Consider the following 16733-nt stretch of genomic DNA (forward strand, 5'->3'; position numbering starts at 1 on the left):
ATCGCGAGGGTCTGGACCCTCGCAGTGTTCCCTGCGAATGTGCGCCGGTGTGGGGGACTTGATCATGGTAGATATGAGCATGGGCAGGCTTTCGGCTGTGCTGCGCGCTGCGCGGCTTTTTCCAGCTTTTGCGGTCGCGTCCGGCGTCATCGCGGCTCTCAGTCTTGGGGGATGCGGCTCGAGCTTGAGCGATCTCACTACAGCGTCGGTGACCAATTATGAGGCTGCGAACCTTTTTGCGCCGGCTGGATACAGCATCTCGCAGAATTCCGATGGCAGTCTCCATGTCACCGCTGCCGGTTCGCCGAGCACGCCTGCCGACCGGCTAAGCAAGATCGCGATGGCGGCGGCGGCCGATTACGGCGACCAGCAGCACCAAAAGACGTTTACCGCGACGCCGCCGCAGACGACGTTCAAGTGCGGAAAAACAAAGACGACCGACAAAGGCAAGGTCATCGACATCAAGCCGATCGACCTCCGGGTCGTTTCGATCGACGTGACCTACGGACGGGATGGGATCGCGCCCGCGGCGCGGAACTCGAAAGAGACGGCGGCGCAGCTCAAGTCCGAGCTGGCGTCTGAGACCGTTCCTCCCGACGTCCAGGCGGCCGCGACACAAGAGGTCGCCCAGCAGTGCGGACGGAGTTAGAGTGGCCCGTTTGTTTCACTTCTGAGCGTTGCGACCTTTTCTATTGGTGAAGGTGCAAAAAAACCGCTTCCGAATCCGGGGGCGGGTGTGCCACAACCAAGGCCCATGCAGCGGTATATCTTCATCACCGGCGGCGTGGTCTCCTCTCTCGGCAAAGGCCTAGCGTCCGCCGCTCTCGGCGCGCTTCTTCAGGCGCGTGGCTATTCGGTTCGGCTCAAGAAACTTGATCCCTATCTGAATGTCGATCCAGGGACCATGAGCCCCTATCAGCACGGCGAAGTGTTCGTCACGGACGATGGCGCCGAGACGGACCTCGACCTTGGTCATTACGAACGTTTCACCGGCGTGCCGGCGAAGCGGTCGGACAATGTCACGACCGGTCGGATCTATCAGGACATTCTCGCGAAAGAGCGGCGCGGCGATTATCTTGGCGGCACCGTGCAGGTCATTCCGCACGTCACCGATGCAATCAAGAATTTCGTGCTGTCGGGGAACGAGGACGTCGACTTCGTCCTAACGGAGATCGGCGGCACGGTCGGTGACATCGAAGGACTGCCGTTCTTCGAAGCCATCCGCCAGCTCGGTAACGAGCTGCCGCGCGGCGCGTCCGTCTTCATCCATCTGACGCTGATGCCGTACATCCCGTCGGCGGGCGAGCTGAAAACCAAGCCGACGCAGCACTCGGTCAAAGAATTGCGCTCGATCGGCATTCAGCCCGATATTTTGCTCTGCCGTTCGGACCGCGATATTCCGGTCGGTGAGAGGAAGAAGATCGCGCTGTTCTGTAACGTCCGGCCCGAGGCGGTCATTCAGGCGCTCGACGTCGCGTCGATTTACGACGTGCCGCTAGCGTATCACCGTGAGGGCCTCGACCGCGAGGTGCTGCACGCGTTCGGCATCACCGGCGCGCCGAAACCTGATCTGGCGCGCTGGGAAACGATCTCCCGCGGCGTCGCCCAGCCCGAAGGCCAAGTGACGATTGCCATCGTCGGCAAGTACACCGGCCTCAAGGACGCGTACAAATCGTTGAACGAAGCGCTGGTGCACGGCGGCATCGCCAATCGCGTCAAGGTCAGGCTCGAATGGATCGAAAGCGAAATCTTCGAGAGTGAAGATCCCGCACCTTATCTCGAAGGCGTCCACGGCATTCTGGTGCCGGGCGGCTTCGGCGAGCGCGGCTCGGAAGGCAAGATCTTAGCGGCGAAGTTCGCGCGCGAGCGGCGTGTCCCGTATTTCGGCATCTGCTTCGGTATGCAGATGGCGTGCATCGAGGCGGCTCGTAATCTCGCGGGCATCAAGGATGCAAGCTCGACGGAATTCGGCGAAACCAAAGAGCCGGTCGTCGCGATGATGACGGAATGGATGCGCGGCAACGAGCTTGAGCAGCGCCGTCAGGGCGGCGAGCTCGGCGGCACGATGCGGCTTGGTGCTTACGAGGCGCTGCTTGCGGAAGGCAGCAAGATCGCGAGCATTTACAAGTCGAACGACATCTCGGAACGGCATCGCCACCGCTACGAAGTCAACATGCGGTATCGCGCCGATCTAGAGAAAGCGGGCCTGCGCGTTGCGGGCACATCGCCGGATGGTTTGCTGCCGGAGACGGTCGAATACCCGGACCATCCGTGGTTCATCGGCGTGCAGTACCACCCGGAGCTAAAATCGCGGCCGTTCGATCCGCATCCGCTGTTCGCGAGCTTCATCACCGCGGCCGTGGTGCAGAGCCGGTTGGTGTAGGTCGAAGGCTTTTCCATGCCTTTTGTCCGTGACTATAAGTTAGTATGGCTGTCGTATCCATTGAAAGACTCATCTCACACAAATCGTATTTGATGGGGCATTCCGTGTTAGCATCTCTCACCGTTGAGCAATGGAAAAGCCTCGAAAAGGCTACGCTAAATATAGATCCACTTACTGTTCTTATCGGAGCGAATGCGAGCGGCAAGTCGAACGTTTTGGACGCCTTGTCGTTTCTGGCTCGCATCGCAAGTGGTGCGTTGTTGACGTCGGCTTTGCAGGGTGATGGCGCCTTAACACAACTCCGCGGCGGGCTGGAATGGGCGCCGCGGCGGCCGGGCACCACGTTTGCGATCAGTGCAACGGTTCGCGTTGGTGAGGGACAAGACTTAGAATATAAAATTGAATGTGAGGTGAGTAGCAAGCAGTGCCAGCTTGTGTCAGAGAAATTGCTGCGAACCAAATTTCGGCAAAACAAATCAGGAAAGCGTTTGGGTGCAGCGTCCAGTATAACCCTTTTTTCTACTGATCCGGTTACTACGGATTCTCCAACAGTCACTGCTCGCCTTTATAATGCTAAAAGTGGAACTAAGCGGCAGCTGAGTCGCGCCATCAGTGTTCTTATGCAGCTTTATGGGCAAAGCACGCTGGCTGAGACTCAGGAAGGAATCGAAAGAGTCTTAGGGACGTTGAGAAATATATTCATTCTTGATCCCATTCCTTCGCATATGCGCGATTTTTCGGTGCTTTCTGAGAAGTTGAACCCAGACGCGGGCAACATCGCGGGAGTTCTTGCGGCATTGCCGCCTAGAGAAAAAGCGACGATAGAAAAGACACTTACGGAATACGTGTCTCAATTGCCAGAAAAAGAAATTGTCAAAGTATATGCTGAAGCTGTGGGCAAGTTCGCTTCAGATGCGATGCTTTATTGCGAGGAACATTATGGCTCTTCAAAAAAAAATACGCTTGTGGATGCGCGCGGTATGTCTGATGGGACACTGCGTTTTCTTGCAATCCTGACTGCGCTTCTCACTCGCCCTCCGGGCAGTTTGCTTGTGATAGAGGAGGTCGATAATGGGTTGCATCCCTCGCGTTCGAATCTTTTGCTGACGGTCCTTCGCAAAATTGGCAAGAGTAGATCTGTCGACGTGATGGTCACGACGCACAATCCAGCTCTACTGGATGCTATGGGAACCGAAATGATTCCTTTTATTACAGTTGCTCATAGGGATGCGCGGTCTGGAACAACCGAACTAACTTTGCTGGAGGACATCGCGCAATTGCCCAAACTCTTGGCACAGGGGCCGGTGGGACGGATTTCGAGTAAGGGTCTAATCGAGAAAGCACTAGAGAAGGCGGTCGGAGAAGATCTCTAATGCCGTTGCGTGTATTAATATTAGACACGTCGGTATTGTGTTGCCTGCTCGAGATTCCCGGCAAGGAAATCTGTGGGCCAGACGGCGATAAATGGGATAAGGAGCGTGTTACCAAGTTGCTTAAGGAAGAAAAAGGAAAAGGCAGCTCTTTTGTTATTCCTTTAGCGACAATAATTGAAACTGGAAATCATATCGCGCAGTCTCCAAAGGGTCGATTTGAACTCGCGACTGCGTTTGGTGGCTATATGAAAAAGGCTGCTGATGGTTCTAGCCCGTGGGCGGCGTTTATCGAGCAGGCCGATCTTTGGACGGCGGAGAAACTCAATAGTCTAGCCGATAATTGGCCTACGCTTGCTGCAGCTAAGACATCTCTCGGGGATGCCACGATCATGGATGTAGCTGAGTTCTATGCCAAGGGTGGTTTCGATGTCGAAATTGTTACCGGCGATTTAGGCCTTAAGTCATATGAACCGAGAAAAAAGCCTATGATCCCGCGTCGACGAAATTAAACAATTACAGTGTCTCCGCAAACGCCGCCGCCAACGCCTTGGCACCCGGCAATTGCGCTTCGCTTTCCATCTTGGCATCGGTTGCGGCCAAGAGCTTCGCGACCGTGTTGTTGCGGATGGCGACGGGGTTTCGCTCGTAGCCGCCCTGCTGGAAGAAGTTCGATGTTGGAACTTTCTTGCGCAGCGCGTCCGACATCGTGACCATGTCGAAGCCGTTGCCGTCGCCGGTCAGGTTCATCATTTCAAGCTCGGCGGCGGTGAGCGGCGCCGTATAACCCTTCCGCTTCGCGTAGTTGACCGACGTCAAAAGTTTGTGGACCTGTAGCAGCGGTCCGACGTCGACATCGAGAATGAGCGCGTGGATGGCCAGCCCCTTCGACGTGCGCGCAAGGCGGGCGTGGGCGGACCAGCGATCCGGTACGCTGCGGCTGAAGGCGATCATGCGTTTGAGGGTGGCGATTTTGTCCTCGAGGTTGGCCTGGCGCGGGCCGCTGGCATCTCGCACTTTTGCGCGCAACGCCGCGAGGATCTTGTCACCCGCTTCCGCAAGCAGCTCGATGCTGTTGGTGGTGAGAAGCTGGTTGTAACCAAGGGCAGTCGTGATGGCGCGCGCGCCGGGGCGATCGTATTCGAGGCCTGCCTGCACGGCGTAGCCGCCGTTGCCGCCGGATTCAAAGGCGTAGACTTTCACGCACTGCTCTGGCGTCAGGCCTGCCGCAAGCGCTGCGCGCGCGTAGGCGCGGCGGTAGGCATCGTCCGATGATGGTTGGTCCGGCGTAAAGCCAAAGTATGCCTGCGCTTGTTCCAGGAAGTCGGCGGCGACGGGGACATATTCGCCTTCGGCGCGCGGACTTTCAGGATTGATGGGCTTCGGAGGCCCGGTATAGAGCGGCGGCTGTTCGAGCACGTAATCGGCGGCAGTTGGTTGCTCGCCATTTCGCTGTTTGGCGATGCGCCGTTTCCGTTTGCTTTCGACGACCGTCCAGTAGGGATCGGCCAACTCGTCATAAGCCGCACGCGCTGCTTTGTAGATTGCCAGCTTCTGCCTGTAATCGGCTATCTGCTGCGTGAGGTCGTCGGCGTGCGCGTTAAAGGGCACAGGGGAGAGCGCGACGAAAGCAACCGCAGCGCACACGCTCGCGAATGCATTTCGAATTTTGGTCCGCAAGCTGCCCATCGTTCGCACCGTATGTGGATTTGCGCCGTTCATGCCCTCGTGCCGCTGCAATCGCGTGCCCTTCTTTTCCAAGCGGGACATGCCCTTTTCTTATGTTCAGAGTGGATCAATCCGAGGGGGTTTTTATGTTCAGTCGCGAGTCACGAGCAGAAACGGCACGACAAACGTCAACACCAGCGGCCCCGCCGCGATTTTCCGGACCGATGGGAATCGTGTCGAATAATCCGAGTTCAGGCTATTCATCCGTGTCCCCCGACCGGCCGACATCTATCCTTGGGCCGGATATTTCGATCTTCGGGCAGCAGCTTATCTTAAAGACCAAAGGCTCGCTGCTGATTCAGGGCCACATCGAGGGCGACGTTCACGGCGAGTCCGTGACGGTTGATAATGGCGCACACGTCAAAGGTGTCATCACCGCGCGCACGATTGCCATTCAGGGCGGCGTCAAAGGCGAACTGAAAGGCTCGAACGTCATTCTGCATGAGCATTCGGTGGTGGAAGCCAGCATCGTGCAGGAAAAGCTGACGATCGCCGAGGGTGCGCACTTCGAAGGTAGCGTCAAGAAAGCGAAGGACGCCAGCGAAGTCACGCCCGATCTTTCGTAATCGCGCGTTGCCTTGCGAAACAAAAATCCCGGCGCATCGGCGCCGGGATCGCATGTCGTACAATCGGTTTTCTCAGACGCGCGTTATGGCGTCGTTGCCGGAGCGGCTGGCGCAGCCGGAGCGGTGGTGGCAGGTGTCTCGGTCGTGACCGTCGTCACGTCGAGCGTCAGGATGCCGGTGTAGAGCAGGCCGCCGAAAACGATGGCGAATATGATTGCCGTCGCGAGAGCGTTCAGCACGCGGTTCGAGAATGAAACCAAGTTCCCCACGAGATCGAGGATGAATACGATCACTGCACCGAGCAGAACGGGTTCCAGCCAAGGATATTTTTCGAACATCTTCGTAGTCCTCACCTATTTATTTTTGCCGCCTCCCGAGTCGCGGCTTGCCGTGCAGCCTTACCATGTCTGATGCGCCGTCGAGGCGACAACGGGTTTTAATGGCATTGTGAGCGGCCCGGCTGACGCTCCAGGAGCACACCTGACTGCCTCCCTGTGGTTATCGCCGACGCGTTCAAACAACCTCAAATAAGTCCGTTTGCAGGCCAGGGTTGTTGCAAAATCGCATTGCATCGGTGACGGGAAATCGATTGCAGATTCAAAAGCTCAGCGAATGAAACGATATAACGCATCACCATTTCGTGATCACGAAAAGTTTGAGCGGCGTTAGCGAAAAGAGATTGGAATTTTGGCAGTTATCTAACTATGTGAGTTCGCAACAGGAACAAACCTGTCGGAATACGTGGAGGACACACCATGAAGACCTGGACGAAGCCGGAAGTTCGCGAGCAGGAAGTTGGTCTGGAAGTTACGTCGTACCTTCCGGCTGAGATCGACCTGATCTAACGAATTCGAACCTTTTGGTTCCTAAAACGGCGGCCTTGGGTCGCCGTTTTTGTTTTGGGGAACTCGGTGTCGGGGGTCGCGGACGGCCGTGTCGGCGGCTATAACCCTCGCCATGACACAGCATGAGACCCTAAAGCCTGCTCGCGAGGTGCGCGTCAAAGATGTCCGCTTTGCGAATGATGCGCCGATTGCGGTGCTCGCCGGGCCTTGCCAGATGGAGAGCCGGGCGCACGCGCTGGAGATGGCGGCGGCGCTAAGCGAAATCTCAAAGACGCTCGGAATCGGCCTCGTCTACAAATCGTCCTTCGACAAGGCCAATCGGACATCGCTGACGGGGCGGCGCGGCATCGGGCTTGAGGCTGCGTTGCCGGTCTTCGCTGAAATCCGCGAGACGTTCGGGCTGCCCGTCGTGACCGACGTGCATGAAGTTGGGCAATGCGCGGCTGTTGCCGAGGTGGTCGACGTCCTGCAGATCCCGGCATTCCTGTGCCGGCAGACGGACCTGCTCATCGCGGCAGCTAAGACCGGGCGTGTCGTCAAGATCAAGAAAGGGCAATTTCTCGCGCCCTGGGACATGAAGAATGTCGTCGCCAAGGTAACGGGCTCGGGCAATCCGAATGTTTTGGTGACGGAGCGCGGGTCGAGCTTCGGCTACAATACGCTCGTCGTCGATATGCGGGCACTGCCGCAAATGGCGGAAACCGGTGCTCCGGTCATTTTCGATGCGACCCATGCCGTGCAGCAGCCGGGCGGGCAGGGGACGTCGTCGGGCGGAGATCGGCGGTTCGTGCCGGTGCTGGCGCGGGCTGCGGTGGCCGTGGGCGTTGCGGGGTTATTTATCGAGACGCACCAGGATCCGGATAAGGCGCCGTCCGACGGCCCGAACATGGTTGCGCTCAAAGACTTCGGTGCGCTCATTGCCGAACTGCAGGCGATCGACAACATCGTCAAAGCACAAAAGGCCGCGAGCCAGACCTGAAGCTCGCGCCCTTCTGTACGTGCCTAGCTCTTTTGGTTCCGCTCCAGCCGGTTCGGAGCACGACCAAAAGGCTTCGTTTGGTCTTGTCGTGTATCGAGTGACTTCCGTCCGTGCGCCCGGACGGCATGCTTTCTATGCGGGTCGTGACTTCAAGAGTGCTTCAAAGTCGTAGTGGCCTTGGGCATTTCCCTCTTGCCGCCGTTTCCGCACGAGCCGTCGCGATCGGCTTTTGCATCCGCATCGGCGAGAGTATTCGTTTTTCAGGCTTTGGCGGACCAGAGCTCAGTAGCCAACGCATTGACTTGAGCGGGGCTCGTGAGAGCGCCGAACTGTCCGTCCTTCGTGACCATGATGCCGGCAACGCAGGCATGCTGGGCGCAGGAAGACAGCGACGTTCGTCCGACGTTGATGGCGGCGATCGCCATCGACGTCATGAGCAGGCTCATCGTCGAAATGCAGGAGACGTAGGCAAGGGCACGCGAGACAAGTTCTTGGTGCATGGTCAACCTCACAACGCGAGACTAGGGATGACGACACGTTTCACTTGCGGTGTTGGCTTCGGGGCCGGAACAGAACCGGCGGCGAGAGCCGATGTGTTGACAGTGCATCAACCTTGGTTAAGGACGCGTTAAGGCTAACGAAGCGTGAATAAAAAAATCGGGCGGCGCGTCACCCGCCGCGCCACCCGAATAGAGCCGTTGATGGTTGAAAACGAGCGCCCTAGCTTTTCATCTCGGCGCGAATGGCACGAGCGAGGGCGCCGGCGCGTTCGTCAATCAGCTGGGGAATTTCACACGCAATCGGGATGTTCGCCTGCTTCTCCTGGAAGGTGCGAATTTCCCATTTGTATTTTTCCTGCTTGTTCGAAAGCTTTGAAATTTCGCCGGCGGGTCCGCTCGACTCGTCGGTTATGCCCATTTCGTTTTCCGGCGGAAGCTGCAGCCCTTCGGCCTCAATTTCTTTTGCGCGCTCCATCTGGCGTTTATGGAAGCGCTCGATACCCGACATCACGACCTTGCGGTTTTCGTTGGTGCGGGTCAGGACGGCCGAGAAGAGTTCCGTCAGCTTTGCGTCGCGCTGATCAGCGGGAATGCTGGCGGCATACTTTTTGATCGCGGCTTCGGCGTCTTCTTCCTTGATGCGACGCGAGATCAGATACTGCGAAAGCGTGCGGATTTTTTCGTCGTTCCGCCAGCTCTTCGTGTCTGTGATTTCGGGACCATCCCAGATCGTGGCCGCCGACAGCATCGGCACCTTGCGGTAAACGCACGGCCACTCATTCTTGTCCGGTTCATCGGCGAATGCGGGCGATACGGCGGACCATGTCAGCGGTGCCAGCATAACGAATGCGGTTCCCAGGGCGGCGCGACGGAGAAAGTTCATTTTCATTGTCAATCAAACCTCAGGCTGCTCCTCCAGGGCCGCCGCGCCGAGCGATCAACCCTTTCGAGGGATTATAGGCAAATACCGCCGCGGCAAGGAAAACGATCGTGCAGCCGACGACGATGGCAAGGGACACGGTATCGACCTGTCCATATAGCCCAAAGCGGATGAGTTCTACTGCATACGTGAACGGATTGAGGCGGCAGATCTCGAAAAGCGCAGGGCTCGCTTCGCGGATGCGCCACAGCGGGTAGAGCGCGGACGACGCAAAGAACATCGGAAAGATCACGAAATTCATGACGCCCGCAAAATTCTCAAGTTGCTTGATGACCGACGACATCAGGAGGGCCAGGGAGCCCAGCATTAAACCCGCCAGCACGATTGCGGGAATTACAGTTATGTAACCTGCAAACGGCTGGATGAAGTCGGGCAACGAGAAGAGTGAGGTCGTAACGGGATCGGACATGGTCGGGATCACACCGCCTGCCCAGGTCGGCGGATCGTAGAACGTAAAGAGCTTCACATCGGTGATGGGCGGTGGCTCGATGCCCCAGAACCATGCAACCAGCATGAACGCGTAGGCTTGCAGCAGAGCAACACACACGCCGCCGAGCAGCTTCGAAAGCAACAGGAACGAGCGCGGAAACGGACTGACGAGCAATGTCCGCATCGTACCCGTCTCGCGGTCATAGACCATCGATAGCGACGACTGCATGGCATTGAAAAGGAGGATCATCGCGATCAGGCCAGGTGCGATGAACTCTTCATAGAGGACATAGGTCTGGTAGGGCGGGATGATCGAAATGCCGAGCGTCTGGCGGAAGCCAGCGGCAAAGATGAAAAGCCAGATCAACGGTCGAACAAGGGCGGACAGGAACCGTTCGCGCTGATGCAGATAGCGAAGAATCTCGCGCCAGACGATGCCCTTGAAGCAGGCGAAATAACCCGCGATGCCAAGACGGCGGCGCGCGTCGTCCTCGCTGCCGTGATACATGGCGGAAATGTTATCGGGACTCGTGGTCGCCGCTTGCGATGACATCAGGCGGCCTCTTCGATCGTTGTTTTGGTTCCCGTCACCGTGCGAAACGCTTCGCGGACGCTGGACGTTCCCGTCAGCGTCAGGAGCTGCGGTACCGGGCCGTTATAGAGAATGACGCCCTTGTGCAGAATGACGACCTGATCGGTGCGCAAGACTTCGTCCATCAGGTGGGTCGCCCATAAAACGCCGAGCTTTTCCTTGGCGACGAGATCGCGGACGATCTTCAGGACGCTTTCGCGCGAGCCGAGGTCGAGGCCAACGGTTGCCTCATCGAGCAACAGCAGATCGGGACGGTGCATCATCGAGCGCGCAATCTCGACGCGACGGACCTGACCGCCGGACAGCGCGCGGACTTTTTCGTTGGCGCGATCCGCCAGTCCGACGAGCTCCAGCGCTTGTTGCGCGCGCCGTGTCGCCTCGCGGCCAGCGAAGCCATGCAGGGCGGCATGGTACTTCATGTTCTGCATCAGCGTCAGATCGACGTCGAGCGTGCGGCTCTGGAAGACGACGCCGAGGCGTTGCAGCGCCTGCGACGCCCGTCTGCGGACGTCGAACCCGCGAATGAAGATTTCGCCGGTGACGTTGTCATAGAGGCGCGTGATCAACGAGAACAGCGTCGATTTTCCTGCACCGTTGAGGCCCAACAGCACGACGAACGCGCCTTGCTCGACAGTGAGCGAGACGCGATCGAGAACCTTCCGGTCACCGAAACTGTGGCTCACGCCGTTGACGACGAGGGCCGGCGTTTGCTCGGCTTCGGCCGTGACAGTCGATGCCATAATTGTATTCAGTCCTTTTCGTTCGTTACTTCGGCGAGACCACGACGCCCCAGGGATAGCGACCGACCTTGATCGATTTGATCGCCTTCAAGTTGGCAACGTCGATGGCGGTCACATCGTTCGAAGCGCCGTTGGTCGTGAATAAAAGCTTGCCATCGGGGGTGAAGTACATCTGCCAGACGCGCTGGCCAACCAGAATATACTTCAAAACTTTGAACGTCTTCGTGTCGATGACGGCCACGCGGTTGGCTGGGCCGAGCGCGACGAAGGCGATCTTGTCATCCTTGGTGATGCGGATGCCAACCGGCTGGATCGCTTCCTGCTCGATGCCCGGGATAGAGAAGTTGATCTTGGCGATGATCTTGCGATCAGCCGGATTGATTACCGCCACCGTGCCGCCGACCTCAGATGACACCCACAGCTGGGTCTGGGCCGAATTGAACATTGCGACGCGCGGGCGGCTATCGACGAGGACGTTGTCGAACAGCTTGTGCGTGGTGGTGTCGATGAAGTGGGCCATGTTCGTCGTTTCAGACGTATTGACCAGCACTTTGCCATCCGGGCTCATGCCCATGCCCTCGGGTTCGACGCCGACGGGAATTTCGGTGATGACCTTCGAGGTTTGGATGTCGACGACAGTTACGAGGTTGTCGTCCTCATTGGCGATGTAAAGGCGACGCCCGTCGGGGTGCAGCGTGAGCAATTCCGGATCGGGTCCCGACGGAAGAGATTTTATGTATTGGAGCGTTTTTGCGTCGTAGACCTTCACGTCGTTGTCGTCGCTCGTGCAGATGATGATCCACTTGCCGTCATTCGACATGACGATGCCGCGCGGGCGCTGGCCGACTTTTGCGGTCTTGATGACTTCGAGTTTGTCGGTATCGATGACCGAGACGGTGTTGTCTTTTTCGTTGGTGACGTAAGCCGTATAGGCGTCGGCAGGCGTCACGCCGAAAGATGCAATCGCGGCGGTGACCAGCGCGGGCATGAGCGTTGAAAGTCGCGACATTCTAAACTCCGGTTGAGAAATACGCGCCGAATGACGGGCGCGCGAACGACTGCGGATCATTGCGTATAGGTTTTGCACTTGGTCTCCGGCTTATCGATGCCGAGCGTATCGAGCAGACTGAACTGATGCAGGAAACCCGGTTGTGGGGAGACGCTGACAAATATCTTCTGGGTGCTGACGAGCAGCGGTTCGCGGAGCTGGCCGTTCCAGCCGCGGAAGCTAACAGCGACTCCTTTGAAGGCGGCAACGTCGAATTTCGGCGAGTGAATGAAGTCGTGCAGCGTTTTGAAGTCGGTCGACCGCGTCCGTGATGCCGCTTCGCCGACGACACGCGTTGCAATCCAAGCGTCGTAATCGAGCGGTCGCATGATGCGGCCGGTCAAACGTTTGAAGCGGTTTTGGAACTGGGTCGCGCCCCATTGTTCAAGCGCTGGGTGCCAGCTTCCGGGAACGAGGCCCGCAGAGCCGACGATCGGACGCGGAACCCAGGTCCGATAGGGGAAGTAGTCGCCGAAGATCTGGTCTTCGTCGACAACGAGGACGACGTCGTGGTCCTTGGCCCCCTGCATGAATTGCGAGATTTGCTGCTGGATTTGCTCGAATCCGCCGTCGGCGCGGCGGTTGCCGGTGTCGACGTTGAACTTGCGCTCCTCGACGATTTTTGCGCCGAATTTTTTCGCTGAGCGGCGGTAGGCATCGGCCAGAAGCTGGTCGTTGGCGCTCGGGCCGATGACCATCAGCATGTTCGGCCAGCGCTTCCAGACCAGATACTGCACGAGTGCATCGGCCAGCATCGTGCGTGTCGGCGCCGTATGCAGGACATTGGCGCGGCAGTCTTCCTCACGCAGGCGATCGTCCGGGTTGCCGACGTTGAAAATCTGCGCAGGCTTGCCCTTCATGCCATCGGCAAACTTCAAGAGTGAGTCCGGTCCCATGTCGGCGACGATGAAAGAGTTGCCGGCGGCGACCTTGTCGGTCGCCTGCTTGATCAGGTCGTCGATGTCGCTGCCCTCGATGACATCGAGCCTGAAGGTTTGGTTGAGAAAACGGCCCGTCGTGTTGTCGTCGGCGATGCCGAGTTTGGCACCCGCGATGCCGTCATCGGCGTTGGGCTGATCGAGGAGCGAAAGAGGCAACTCCTTTTCCCGGTCCTCTTTCACGTAGAGCATCTGGATAACCGCACCTTGCGGTTGCGATGTCTGCGTCGGGATCGGGATAGGCTGCGGCGTCGTTTGCGCTGCAGCATAATTGCCAAAAGCAACGCTGGCGGCCGCAAAAGCCGTGAAAAAGACGCCGAAAATAGCTGTTTTGGATGACATCAAGCGTATGAAAGGGCCGGGAGTTGCAATGGGCAAATGATCAAACTCCAATTCGCCTCGCAGCACACGGCAGCGAAGCTCTCGGGCGTCAAAGTGTTACTGTGTTGCTAAAAGGGGGCCGTTGGCCGCCTTGTCAAGCTGGAGGCTTTCGCCTCGCGCGTTTGTGACCAGTCATTCTATGCAAACGGCGGGTGAACCTCTTGCAATGGCGGGGGGTTAGCGGGCACCTACAGTCTTAGAGCGCTTCGGCCGGGCGCGATGCTCCTCTTACTGTATGAATCCGCTCAGTTACGTGGAAACGAATGCATATGCCCTTGCTCAAGCGCACTTTTCTCGTCTTTTTCGCATCTTTGTCGATGACGCCCGCAGCTCATGCCGTCACGAAAGCGGCGGTCTTTCCGTTCGATCTTCACGATGCGGAGCAGGACGGACAGCTTATTCCGCAATACAACCCGGAGGATTTGCGGCGACTGAAGCTGATTGCCGACGAGCTTCGCTCGCTGATGCAGAAAGACGGCAAATACCAGGTCGTCGATCTGTCTTCGAAAGAGAAGGAAATCGAGACGGCCGCGCCGTTCAATCAGTGCAATGGCTGCGAAGTGCCGATTGCGAAGGAAGCGGGCGCCGACATTGCTGTCACGGGCTATGTCGATAAGGTCTCAGGCGCGTTGATCAATCTGGCGATCGTGGCCCGCAACACGAAGACGGGCGAACTGACGAAAACGATGTCGGCCTCGATCAACGGCAACTCCGATGATCTTTGGCTGCACGGCGTGCGTTATCTCTGGAGAAACCGGTTCAACGTCGAGGCGACCTCAAAATGACGATGCTCAACCGCCGAGGCATTCTGGCGGCCGGTTCCGCGCTTGCAGCCTCCGTCATGATACCTCGCTTCGCATTCGCGGCCGCTCCAGTGCGCCTAACGTCGGTTAAATTTGGCTCGTTGAGCTGGGTGATCGATACAATCCGCACGCAAGGGATCGACAAGAAACACAAGCTCGATCTCGATGTGGTCGAGGTGGCGAACAATCCGGCGGCGCCGGTGGCGTTGCTGTCGGGCGCCGCTGACGTGATCGTGAGCGATTGGACCTGGGCGCTTCGTCAACGCGCGCGCGGCGATGATCTGAAGTTTTTTCCGTACTCCTCGGCGCTCGGCAGCGTAATGGTCGCCAAGGATAGTCCGATCAAGTCGCTTGCGGATCTCGAAGGAAAAAAGATCGGCGTCGCGGGAACGGGCATCGACAAGAGCTGGATCCTGCTGCGCGCCTATTCGCGCAAGAAACTTGGCAAGGACATTGCCGATTTTGCAGAGCCGGTGTTTGGAGCAGCGCCGCTCGTGTCGGAAGAATTCAAGAACAAGCGTCTGGACGCGGTGCTGAACTTCTGGACCTATGCGGCGCGCTTGAAGGCTGGCGGCGCCGAAGAATTGCTGGCGATGTCGGACGTCATCAAGGGGCTCGATGTGTCGCCAACGCCGGCGCTCGTCGGATTCATCTGGTCGCAAAAGGAGGTTCGCGCTAAGGGGGTGCCGGTTGACGCGCTTCTGGCGGCTGTCTCCGACGCCGACGCGGTGCTGGCGACGTCGGATGCAGCTTGGGAGCGTTTGCGGCCGTTGATCAAGCCCAGCTCAGACGCCGAGCTTGTCGCGATCAGAGACTACTATCGGTCGGGCATCACGCGCTCGTGGGGGCCGGAAGATACCGCGGCGGCGGAGAAGCTTACGAACCTTCTCATTGAACTTGGCGATACGGAACTCGTTGGTGATGGCACCCATTTCGACCAGGATCTCTTCCACACCTAGGCTGATGGCGGCGCCGACGGGTTTCACGGCATCGCTTGAGAGGCTCGCGTGGATGGCCGGGTCGCTGCTGGCGCTGGCTGTTCTCTGGCAGATCATCGCCGTGTACGCGGACAATCGCTATCTGCCGACGCCGCTCGCCGTGTTTGACGTGCTCTGGCGGGAAGGCGCGAACGGCAATCTCTGGAAGGATACATCGGCAACGCTGGCGCGCGTCGCGGTGGCGTTCGTCGTCTCGATGTTCATCGGCACGACGATCGGGATTTTTCTCGGCCGCTACCGGACAGCCGATAAATTTTTCGACGCATGGCTGATCCTGTTTCTCAATCTGCCGGCGCTCGTCACGATCACGCTTTGCTACATCTGGTTCGGGCTGACGGATGCGGCGGCGATCACGGCGGTGGCGCTGAACAAGATTCCGAACGTCGCCGTCAATATGCGCGAGGGCGCGCGCAGCCTGTCGAAAGATCTCGACGAGATGGCGCAGATCTACAAATTCGGCTGGTGGAAGACGTTGCGTCACGTGACCCTACCGCAGCTCGCGCCGTTTTTCGCGGCGGCGGCGCGATCCGGCCTGTCGCTGGTTTGGAAGATTGTGCTGGTGGTCGAAGCCTTCGGGCGGTCGAGCGGTGTGGGTTATCGGCTCAGCATCGCGTTTCAGGAATTCGACGTAAGCACGATCCTGGCGTATGCGCTGGCGTTCATTCTGGTGGTGCAGATCATCGAGTTTGCGGTGTTGCAGCCGCTGCAGGAACGGGTGACCGCATGGCGCCGATGAACGGAGTGAATCGGTCTTCGCCCATACGCGTCGAAGTTCGCAGTAAGGTTTTTCCGGCCGTCGGCAACAGGCCGCCGCAACCCGTGCTGAAGGATATCGCGTTCGAGGTGGCGCCGCGGTCGTTCCTCGTCATCACGGGGCCGTCGGGCTGCGGAAAGTCGACGCTCCTGAACGTCATCGCCGGGCTCGACAAGGATTTCGAAGGCAGCGTCGATCTTGGCGCAGCGAAGGATAAGCTGACCTTTATTTTCCAGACGCCACGTCTTCTGCCCTGGCGGACGGTTTACGAAAACATCGCGCTGGTCCTGCCGGAGGGCGATCCGCGCCACGCAGAAATTCCCGACATGCTCGAGCGCGTCGGGCTGAAGGACGCCATGAACGCTTATCCAGAGCGTCTCTCGCTCGGGATGCAGCGCCGGGCGTCGCTGGCCAGGGGCTTTATCGTGGAACCCCAGATCCTGCTGATGGATGAGCCGTTCGTCTCGCTGGATGATCCGACGGCGATCAGCCTGCGGGCGCTGTTGACCGGGCTCTGGCACCGCCATCCGACCACGGTCATTTTTGTTACCCACGACCGGGCCGAGGCAATTCAGCTCGGAACGCGCATCTTGCGCTTGGCGCCCGGAAAGGCGAGTGTGGCGCAGGATGTGACCATCAACCTGACCGAGGCGCAGCGACACGACCGGGCTGCCGTCCTCGCGGAGCAAAATCGCATCTTCGCGGCCTGAAGGCCGTCGGCGGACCAATCTCGGAACGA

At 58.5% G+C, this 16733-nt stretch carries 19 protein-coding genes; 11 read left to right on the forward strand and 8 right to left on the reverse strand.

From position 1 onward, the window contains the following. The first annotated feature begins 64 nt into the window (after positions 1–64). The 4 genes from HYP802_RS0110520 to HYP802_RS0110535 all read left to right on the forward strand — a co-directional run bounded on the left by HYP802_RS0110520 (position 65) and on the right by HYP802_RS0110535 (position 4265). Positions 65–649, forward strand: a complete 585-nt coding sequence (locus HYP802_RS0110520) for a hypothetical protein (RefSeq protein WP_024275690.1) — start codon at positions 65–67, stop codon at positions 647–649. Between the two features lie 105 nt (positions 650–754). Then, a complete protein-coding gene (locus tag HYP802_RS0110525; RefSeq protein WP_024275691.1) occupies positions 755–2383 on the forward strand; it encodes a CTP synthase in 1629 nt (542 codons plus the stop codon). A 44-nt stretch (positions 2384–2427) separates the two neighbouring features. Beyond that, on the forward strand, positions 2428–3756 hold the full coding sequence (locus HYP802_RS0110530; RefSeq protein WP_197022723.1) for an ATP-binding protein: 1329 nt from the start codon (positions 2428–2430) through the stop codon (positions 3754–3756). Then, positions 3756–4265: a hypothetical protein gene (locus tag HYP802_RS0110535; protein ID WP_024275693.1), complete on the forward strand. Its 510-nt coding sequence runs from the start codon at positions 3756–3758 to the stop codon at positions 4263–4265. The genes HYP802_RS0110530 and HYP802_RS0110535 overlap by 1 nt, the downstream gene beginning before the upstream one ends. 4 nt (positions 4266–4269) lie before the next feature. Here HYP802_RS0110535 and HYP802_RS0110540 read toward each other — a convergent pair whose 3' ends face one another. Continuing rightward, complete coding sequence (locus HYP802_RS0110540; RefSeq protein WP_024275694.1) at positions 4270–5523, reverse strand: hypothetical protein; 1254 nt, start codon at positions 5521–5523, stop codon at positions 4270–4272. Between the two features lie 131 nt (positions 5524–5654). Here HYP802_RS0110540 and HYP802_RS0110545 point away from each other — a divergent pair, with 131 nt between their 5' ends. Beyond that, a complete protein-coding gene (locus tag HYP802_RS0110545) occupies positions 5655–6047 on the forward strand; it encodes a polymer-forming cytoskeletal protein (RefSeq protein WP_245261486.1) in 393 nt (130 codons plus the stop codon). Positions 6048–6130: 83 nt separating this feature from the next. Here the strand turns inward: HYP802_RS0110545 and HYP802_RS0110550 are convergent, their stop codons facing one another. Further along, positions 6131–6385, reverse strand: a complete 255-nt coding sequence (locus HYP802_RS0110550) for a hypothetical protein (protein ID WP_024275696.1) — start codon at positions 6383–6385, stop codon at positions 6131–6133. 417 nt (positions 6386–6802) lie between these two features. Here HYP802_RS0110550 and pqqA point away from each other — a divergent pair, with 417 nt between their 5' ends. Together pqqA and kdsA are read left to right on the forward strand one after the other, a co-directional pair. Beyond that, a complete protein-coding gene (pqqA, locus tag HYP802_RS22280) occupies positions 6803–6892 on the forward strand; it encodes a pyrroloquinoline quinone precursor peptide PqqA (RefSeq protein WP_013947273.1) in 90 nt (29 codons plus the stop codon). A 112-nt stretch (positions 6893–7004) separates the two neighbouring features. Then, positions 7005–7871: a 3-deoxy-8-phosphooctulonate synthase gene (gene kdsA, locus HYP802_RS0110560; RefSeq protein WP_024275697.1), complete on the forward strand. Its 867-nt coding sequence runs from the start codon at positions 7005–7007 to the stop codon at positions 7869–7871. A gap of 260 nt (positions 7872–8131) precedes the next feature. Here kdsA and HYP802_RS0110565 read toward each other — a convergent pair whose 3' ends face one another. The 6 genes from HYP802_RS0110565 to HYP802_RS0110590 all read right to left on the reverse strand — a co-directional run bounded on the left by HYP802_RS0110565 (position 8132) and on the right by HYP802_RS0110590 (position 13400). Next, the gene (locus HYP802_RS0110565) at positions 8132–8371 is read right to left on the reverse strand and encodes a hypothetical protein (protein WP_013947242.1); all 240 of its coding nucleotides are present in this window, start codon (positions 8369–8371) and stop codon (positions 8132–8134) included. Between the two features lie 220 nt (positions 8372–8591). After that, the gene (locus HYP802_RS0110570; RefSeq protein ID WP_244420994.1) at positions 8592–9254 is read right to left on the reverse strand and encodes a hypothetical protein; all 663 of its coding nucleotides are present in this window, start codon (positions 9252–9254) and stop codon (positions 8592–8594) included. Between the two features lie 19 nt (positions 9255–9273). After that, complete coding sequence (locus HYP802_RS0110575; protein WP_013947244.1) at positions 9274–10293, reverse strand: ABC transporter permease; 1020 nt, start codon at positions 10291–10293, stop codon at positions 9274–9276. Further along, the gene (locus HYP802_RS0110580) at positions 10293–11072 is read right to left on the reverse strand and encodes an ABC transporter ATP-binding protein (protein ID WP_013947245.1); all 780 of its coding nucleotides are present in this window, start codon (positions 11070–11072) and stop codon (positions 10293–10295) included. The genes HYP802_RS0110575 and HYP802_RS0110580 overlap by 1 nt, the downstream gene beginning before the upstream one ends. Before the next feature lie 25 nt (positions 11073–11097). Beyond that, complete coding sequence (locus tag HYP802_RS0110585) at positions 11098–12081, reverse strand: YVTN family beta-propeller repeat protein (protein WP_013947246.1); 984 nt, start codon at positions 12079–12081, stop codon at positions 11098–11100. A 56-nt stretch (positions 12082–12137) separates the two neighbouring features. After that, positions 12138–13400, reverse strand: coding sequence for an ABC transporter substrate-binding protein (locus tag HYP802_RS0110590; protein ID WP_024275698.1), 1263 nt, complete (start codon positions 13398–13400; stop codon positions 12138–12140). A 308-nt stretch (positions 13401–13708) separates the two neighbouring features. On the opposite strand from HYP802_RS0110590, the gene HYP802_RS0110595 reads away from it, so the two are divergent. Genes HYP802_RS0110595 through HYP802_RS0110610 form a run of 4 tightly spaced genes read left to right on the forward strand, consistent with a single transcriptional unit; the run spans position 13709 to position 16704 of the window. Next, positions 13709–14224, forward strand: coding sequence for a DUF3280 domain-containing protein (locus HYP802_RS0110595; protein WP_244420995.1), 516 nt, complete (start codon positions 13709–13711; stop codon positions 14222–14224). Next, the gene (locus HYP802_RS0110600) at positions 14221–15201 is read left to right on the forward strand and encodes an ABC transporter substrate-binding protein (RefSeq protein WP_013947250.1); all 981 of its coding nucleotides are present in this window, start codon (positions 14221–14223) and stop codon (positions 15199–15201) included. Before HYP802_RS0110595 ends, HYP802_RS0110600 begins: the two co-directional genes overlap by 4 nt. Continuing rightward, positions 15164–15976, forward strand: a complete 813-nt coding sequence (locus tag HYP802_RS0110605) for an ABC transporter permease (RefSeq protein WP_024275700.1) — start codon at positions 15164–15166, stop codon at positions 15974–15976. The genes HYP802_RS0110600 and HYP802_RS0110605 overlap by 38 nt, the downstream gene beginning before the upstream one ends. Next, positions 15973–16704: an ABC transporter ATP-binding protein gene (locus tag HYP802_RS0110610; RefSeq protein ID WP_244420996.1), complete on the forward strand. Its 732-nt coding sequence runs from the start codon at positions 15973–15975 to the stop codon at positions 16702–16704. The genes HYP802_RS0110605 and HYP802_RS0110610 overlap by 4 nt, the downstream gene beginning before the upstream one ends. The last annotated feature ends 29 nt before the right edge of the window (positions 16705–16733 follow it).

Origin of the sequence: Hyphomicrobium sp. 802, from assembly GCF_000526135.1 — a bacterium.
Lineage (GTDB): Bacteria > Pseudomonadota > Alphaproteobacteria > Rhizobiales > Hyphomicrobiaceae > Hyphomicrobium_B.

Bases quoted from the DNA above. Each gene is read 5' to 3' on its own strand.
- HYP802_RS0110575 (WP_013947244.1), bottom strand. From the start codon at position 10,293: ATGTCATCGCAAGCGGCGACCACGAGTCCCGATAACATTTCCGCCATG.
- HYP802_RS0110550 (WP_024275696.1), bottom strand. From the start codon at position 6,385: ATGTTCGAAAAATATCCTTGGCTGGAACCCGTTCTGCTCGGTGCAGTG.
- HYP802_RS0110540 (WP_024275694.1), bottom strand. From the start codon at position 5,523: ATGTCCCGCTTGGAAAAGAAGGGCACGCGATTGCAGCGGCACGAGGGC.
- HYP802_RS0110590 (WP_024275698.1), bottom strand. From the start codon at position 13,400: ATGTCATCCAAAACAGCTATTTTCGGCGTCTTTTTCACGGCTTTTGCG.
- pqqA (WP_013947273.1), top strand. From the start codon at position 6,803: ATGAAGACCTGGACGAAGCCGGAAGTTCGCGAGCAGGAAGTTGGTCTG.
- HYP802_RS0110525 (WP_024275691.1), top strand. From the start codon at position 755: ATGCAGCGGTATATCTTCATCACCGGCGGCGTGGTCTCCTCTCTCGGC.
- HYP802_RS0110600 (WP_013947250.1), top strand. From the start codon at position 14,221: ATGACGATGCTCAACCGCCGAGGCATTCTGGCGGCCGGTTCCGCGCTT.
- HYP802_RS0110520 (WP_024275690.1), top strand. From the start codon at position 65: ATGGTAGATATGAGCATGGGCAGGCTTTCGGCTGTGCTGCGCGCTGCG.
- HYP802_RS0110570 (WP_244420994.1), bottom strand. From the start codon at position 9,254: ATGAACTTTCTCCGTCGCGCCGCCCTGGGAACCGCATTCGTTATGCTG.
- kdsA (WP_024275697.1), top strand. From the start codon at position 7,005: ATGACACAGCATGAGACCCTAAAGCCTGCTCGCGAGGTGCGCGTCAAA.
- HYP802_RS0110535 (WP_024275693.1), top strand. From the start codon at position 3,756: ATGCCGTTGCGTGTATTAATATTAGACACGTCGGTATTGTGTTGCCTG.
- HYP802_RS0110610 (WP_244420996.1), top strand. From the start codon at position 15,973: ATGAACGGAGTGAATCGGTCTTCGCCCATACGCGTCGAAGTTCGCAGT.
- HYP802_RS0110595 (WP_244420995.1), top strand. From the start codon at position 13,709: ATGCCCTTGCTCAAGCGCACTTTTCTCGTCTTTTTCGCATCTTTGTCG.
- HYP802_RS0110605 (WP_024275700.1), top strand. From the start codon at position 15,164: ATGGCACCCATTTCGACCAGGATCTCTTCCACACCTAGGCTGATGGCG.
- HYP802_RS0110585 (WP_013947246.1), bottom strand. From the start codon at position 12,081: ATGTCGCGACTTTCAACGCTCATGCCCGCGCTGGTCACCGCCGCGATT.
- HYP802_RS0110580 (WP_013947245.1), bottom strand. From the start codon at position 11,072: ATGGCATCGACTGTCACGGCCGAAGCCGAGCAAACGCCGGCCCTCGTC.
- HYP802_RS0110565 (WP_013947242.1), bottom strand. From the start codon at position 8,371: ATGCACCAAGAACTTGTCTCGCGTGCCCTTGCCTACGTCTCCTGCATT.
- HYP802_RS0110530 (WP_197022723.1), top strand. From the start codon at position 2,428: ATGGCTGTCGTATCCATTGAAAGACTCATCTCACACAAATCGTATTTG.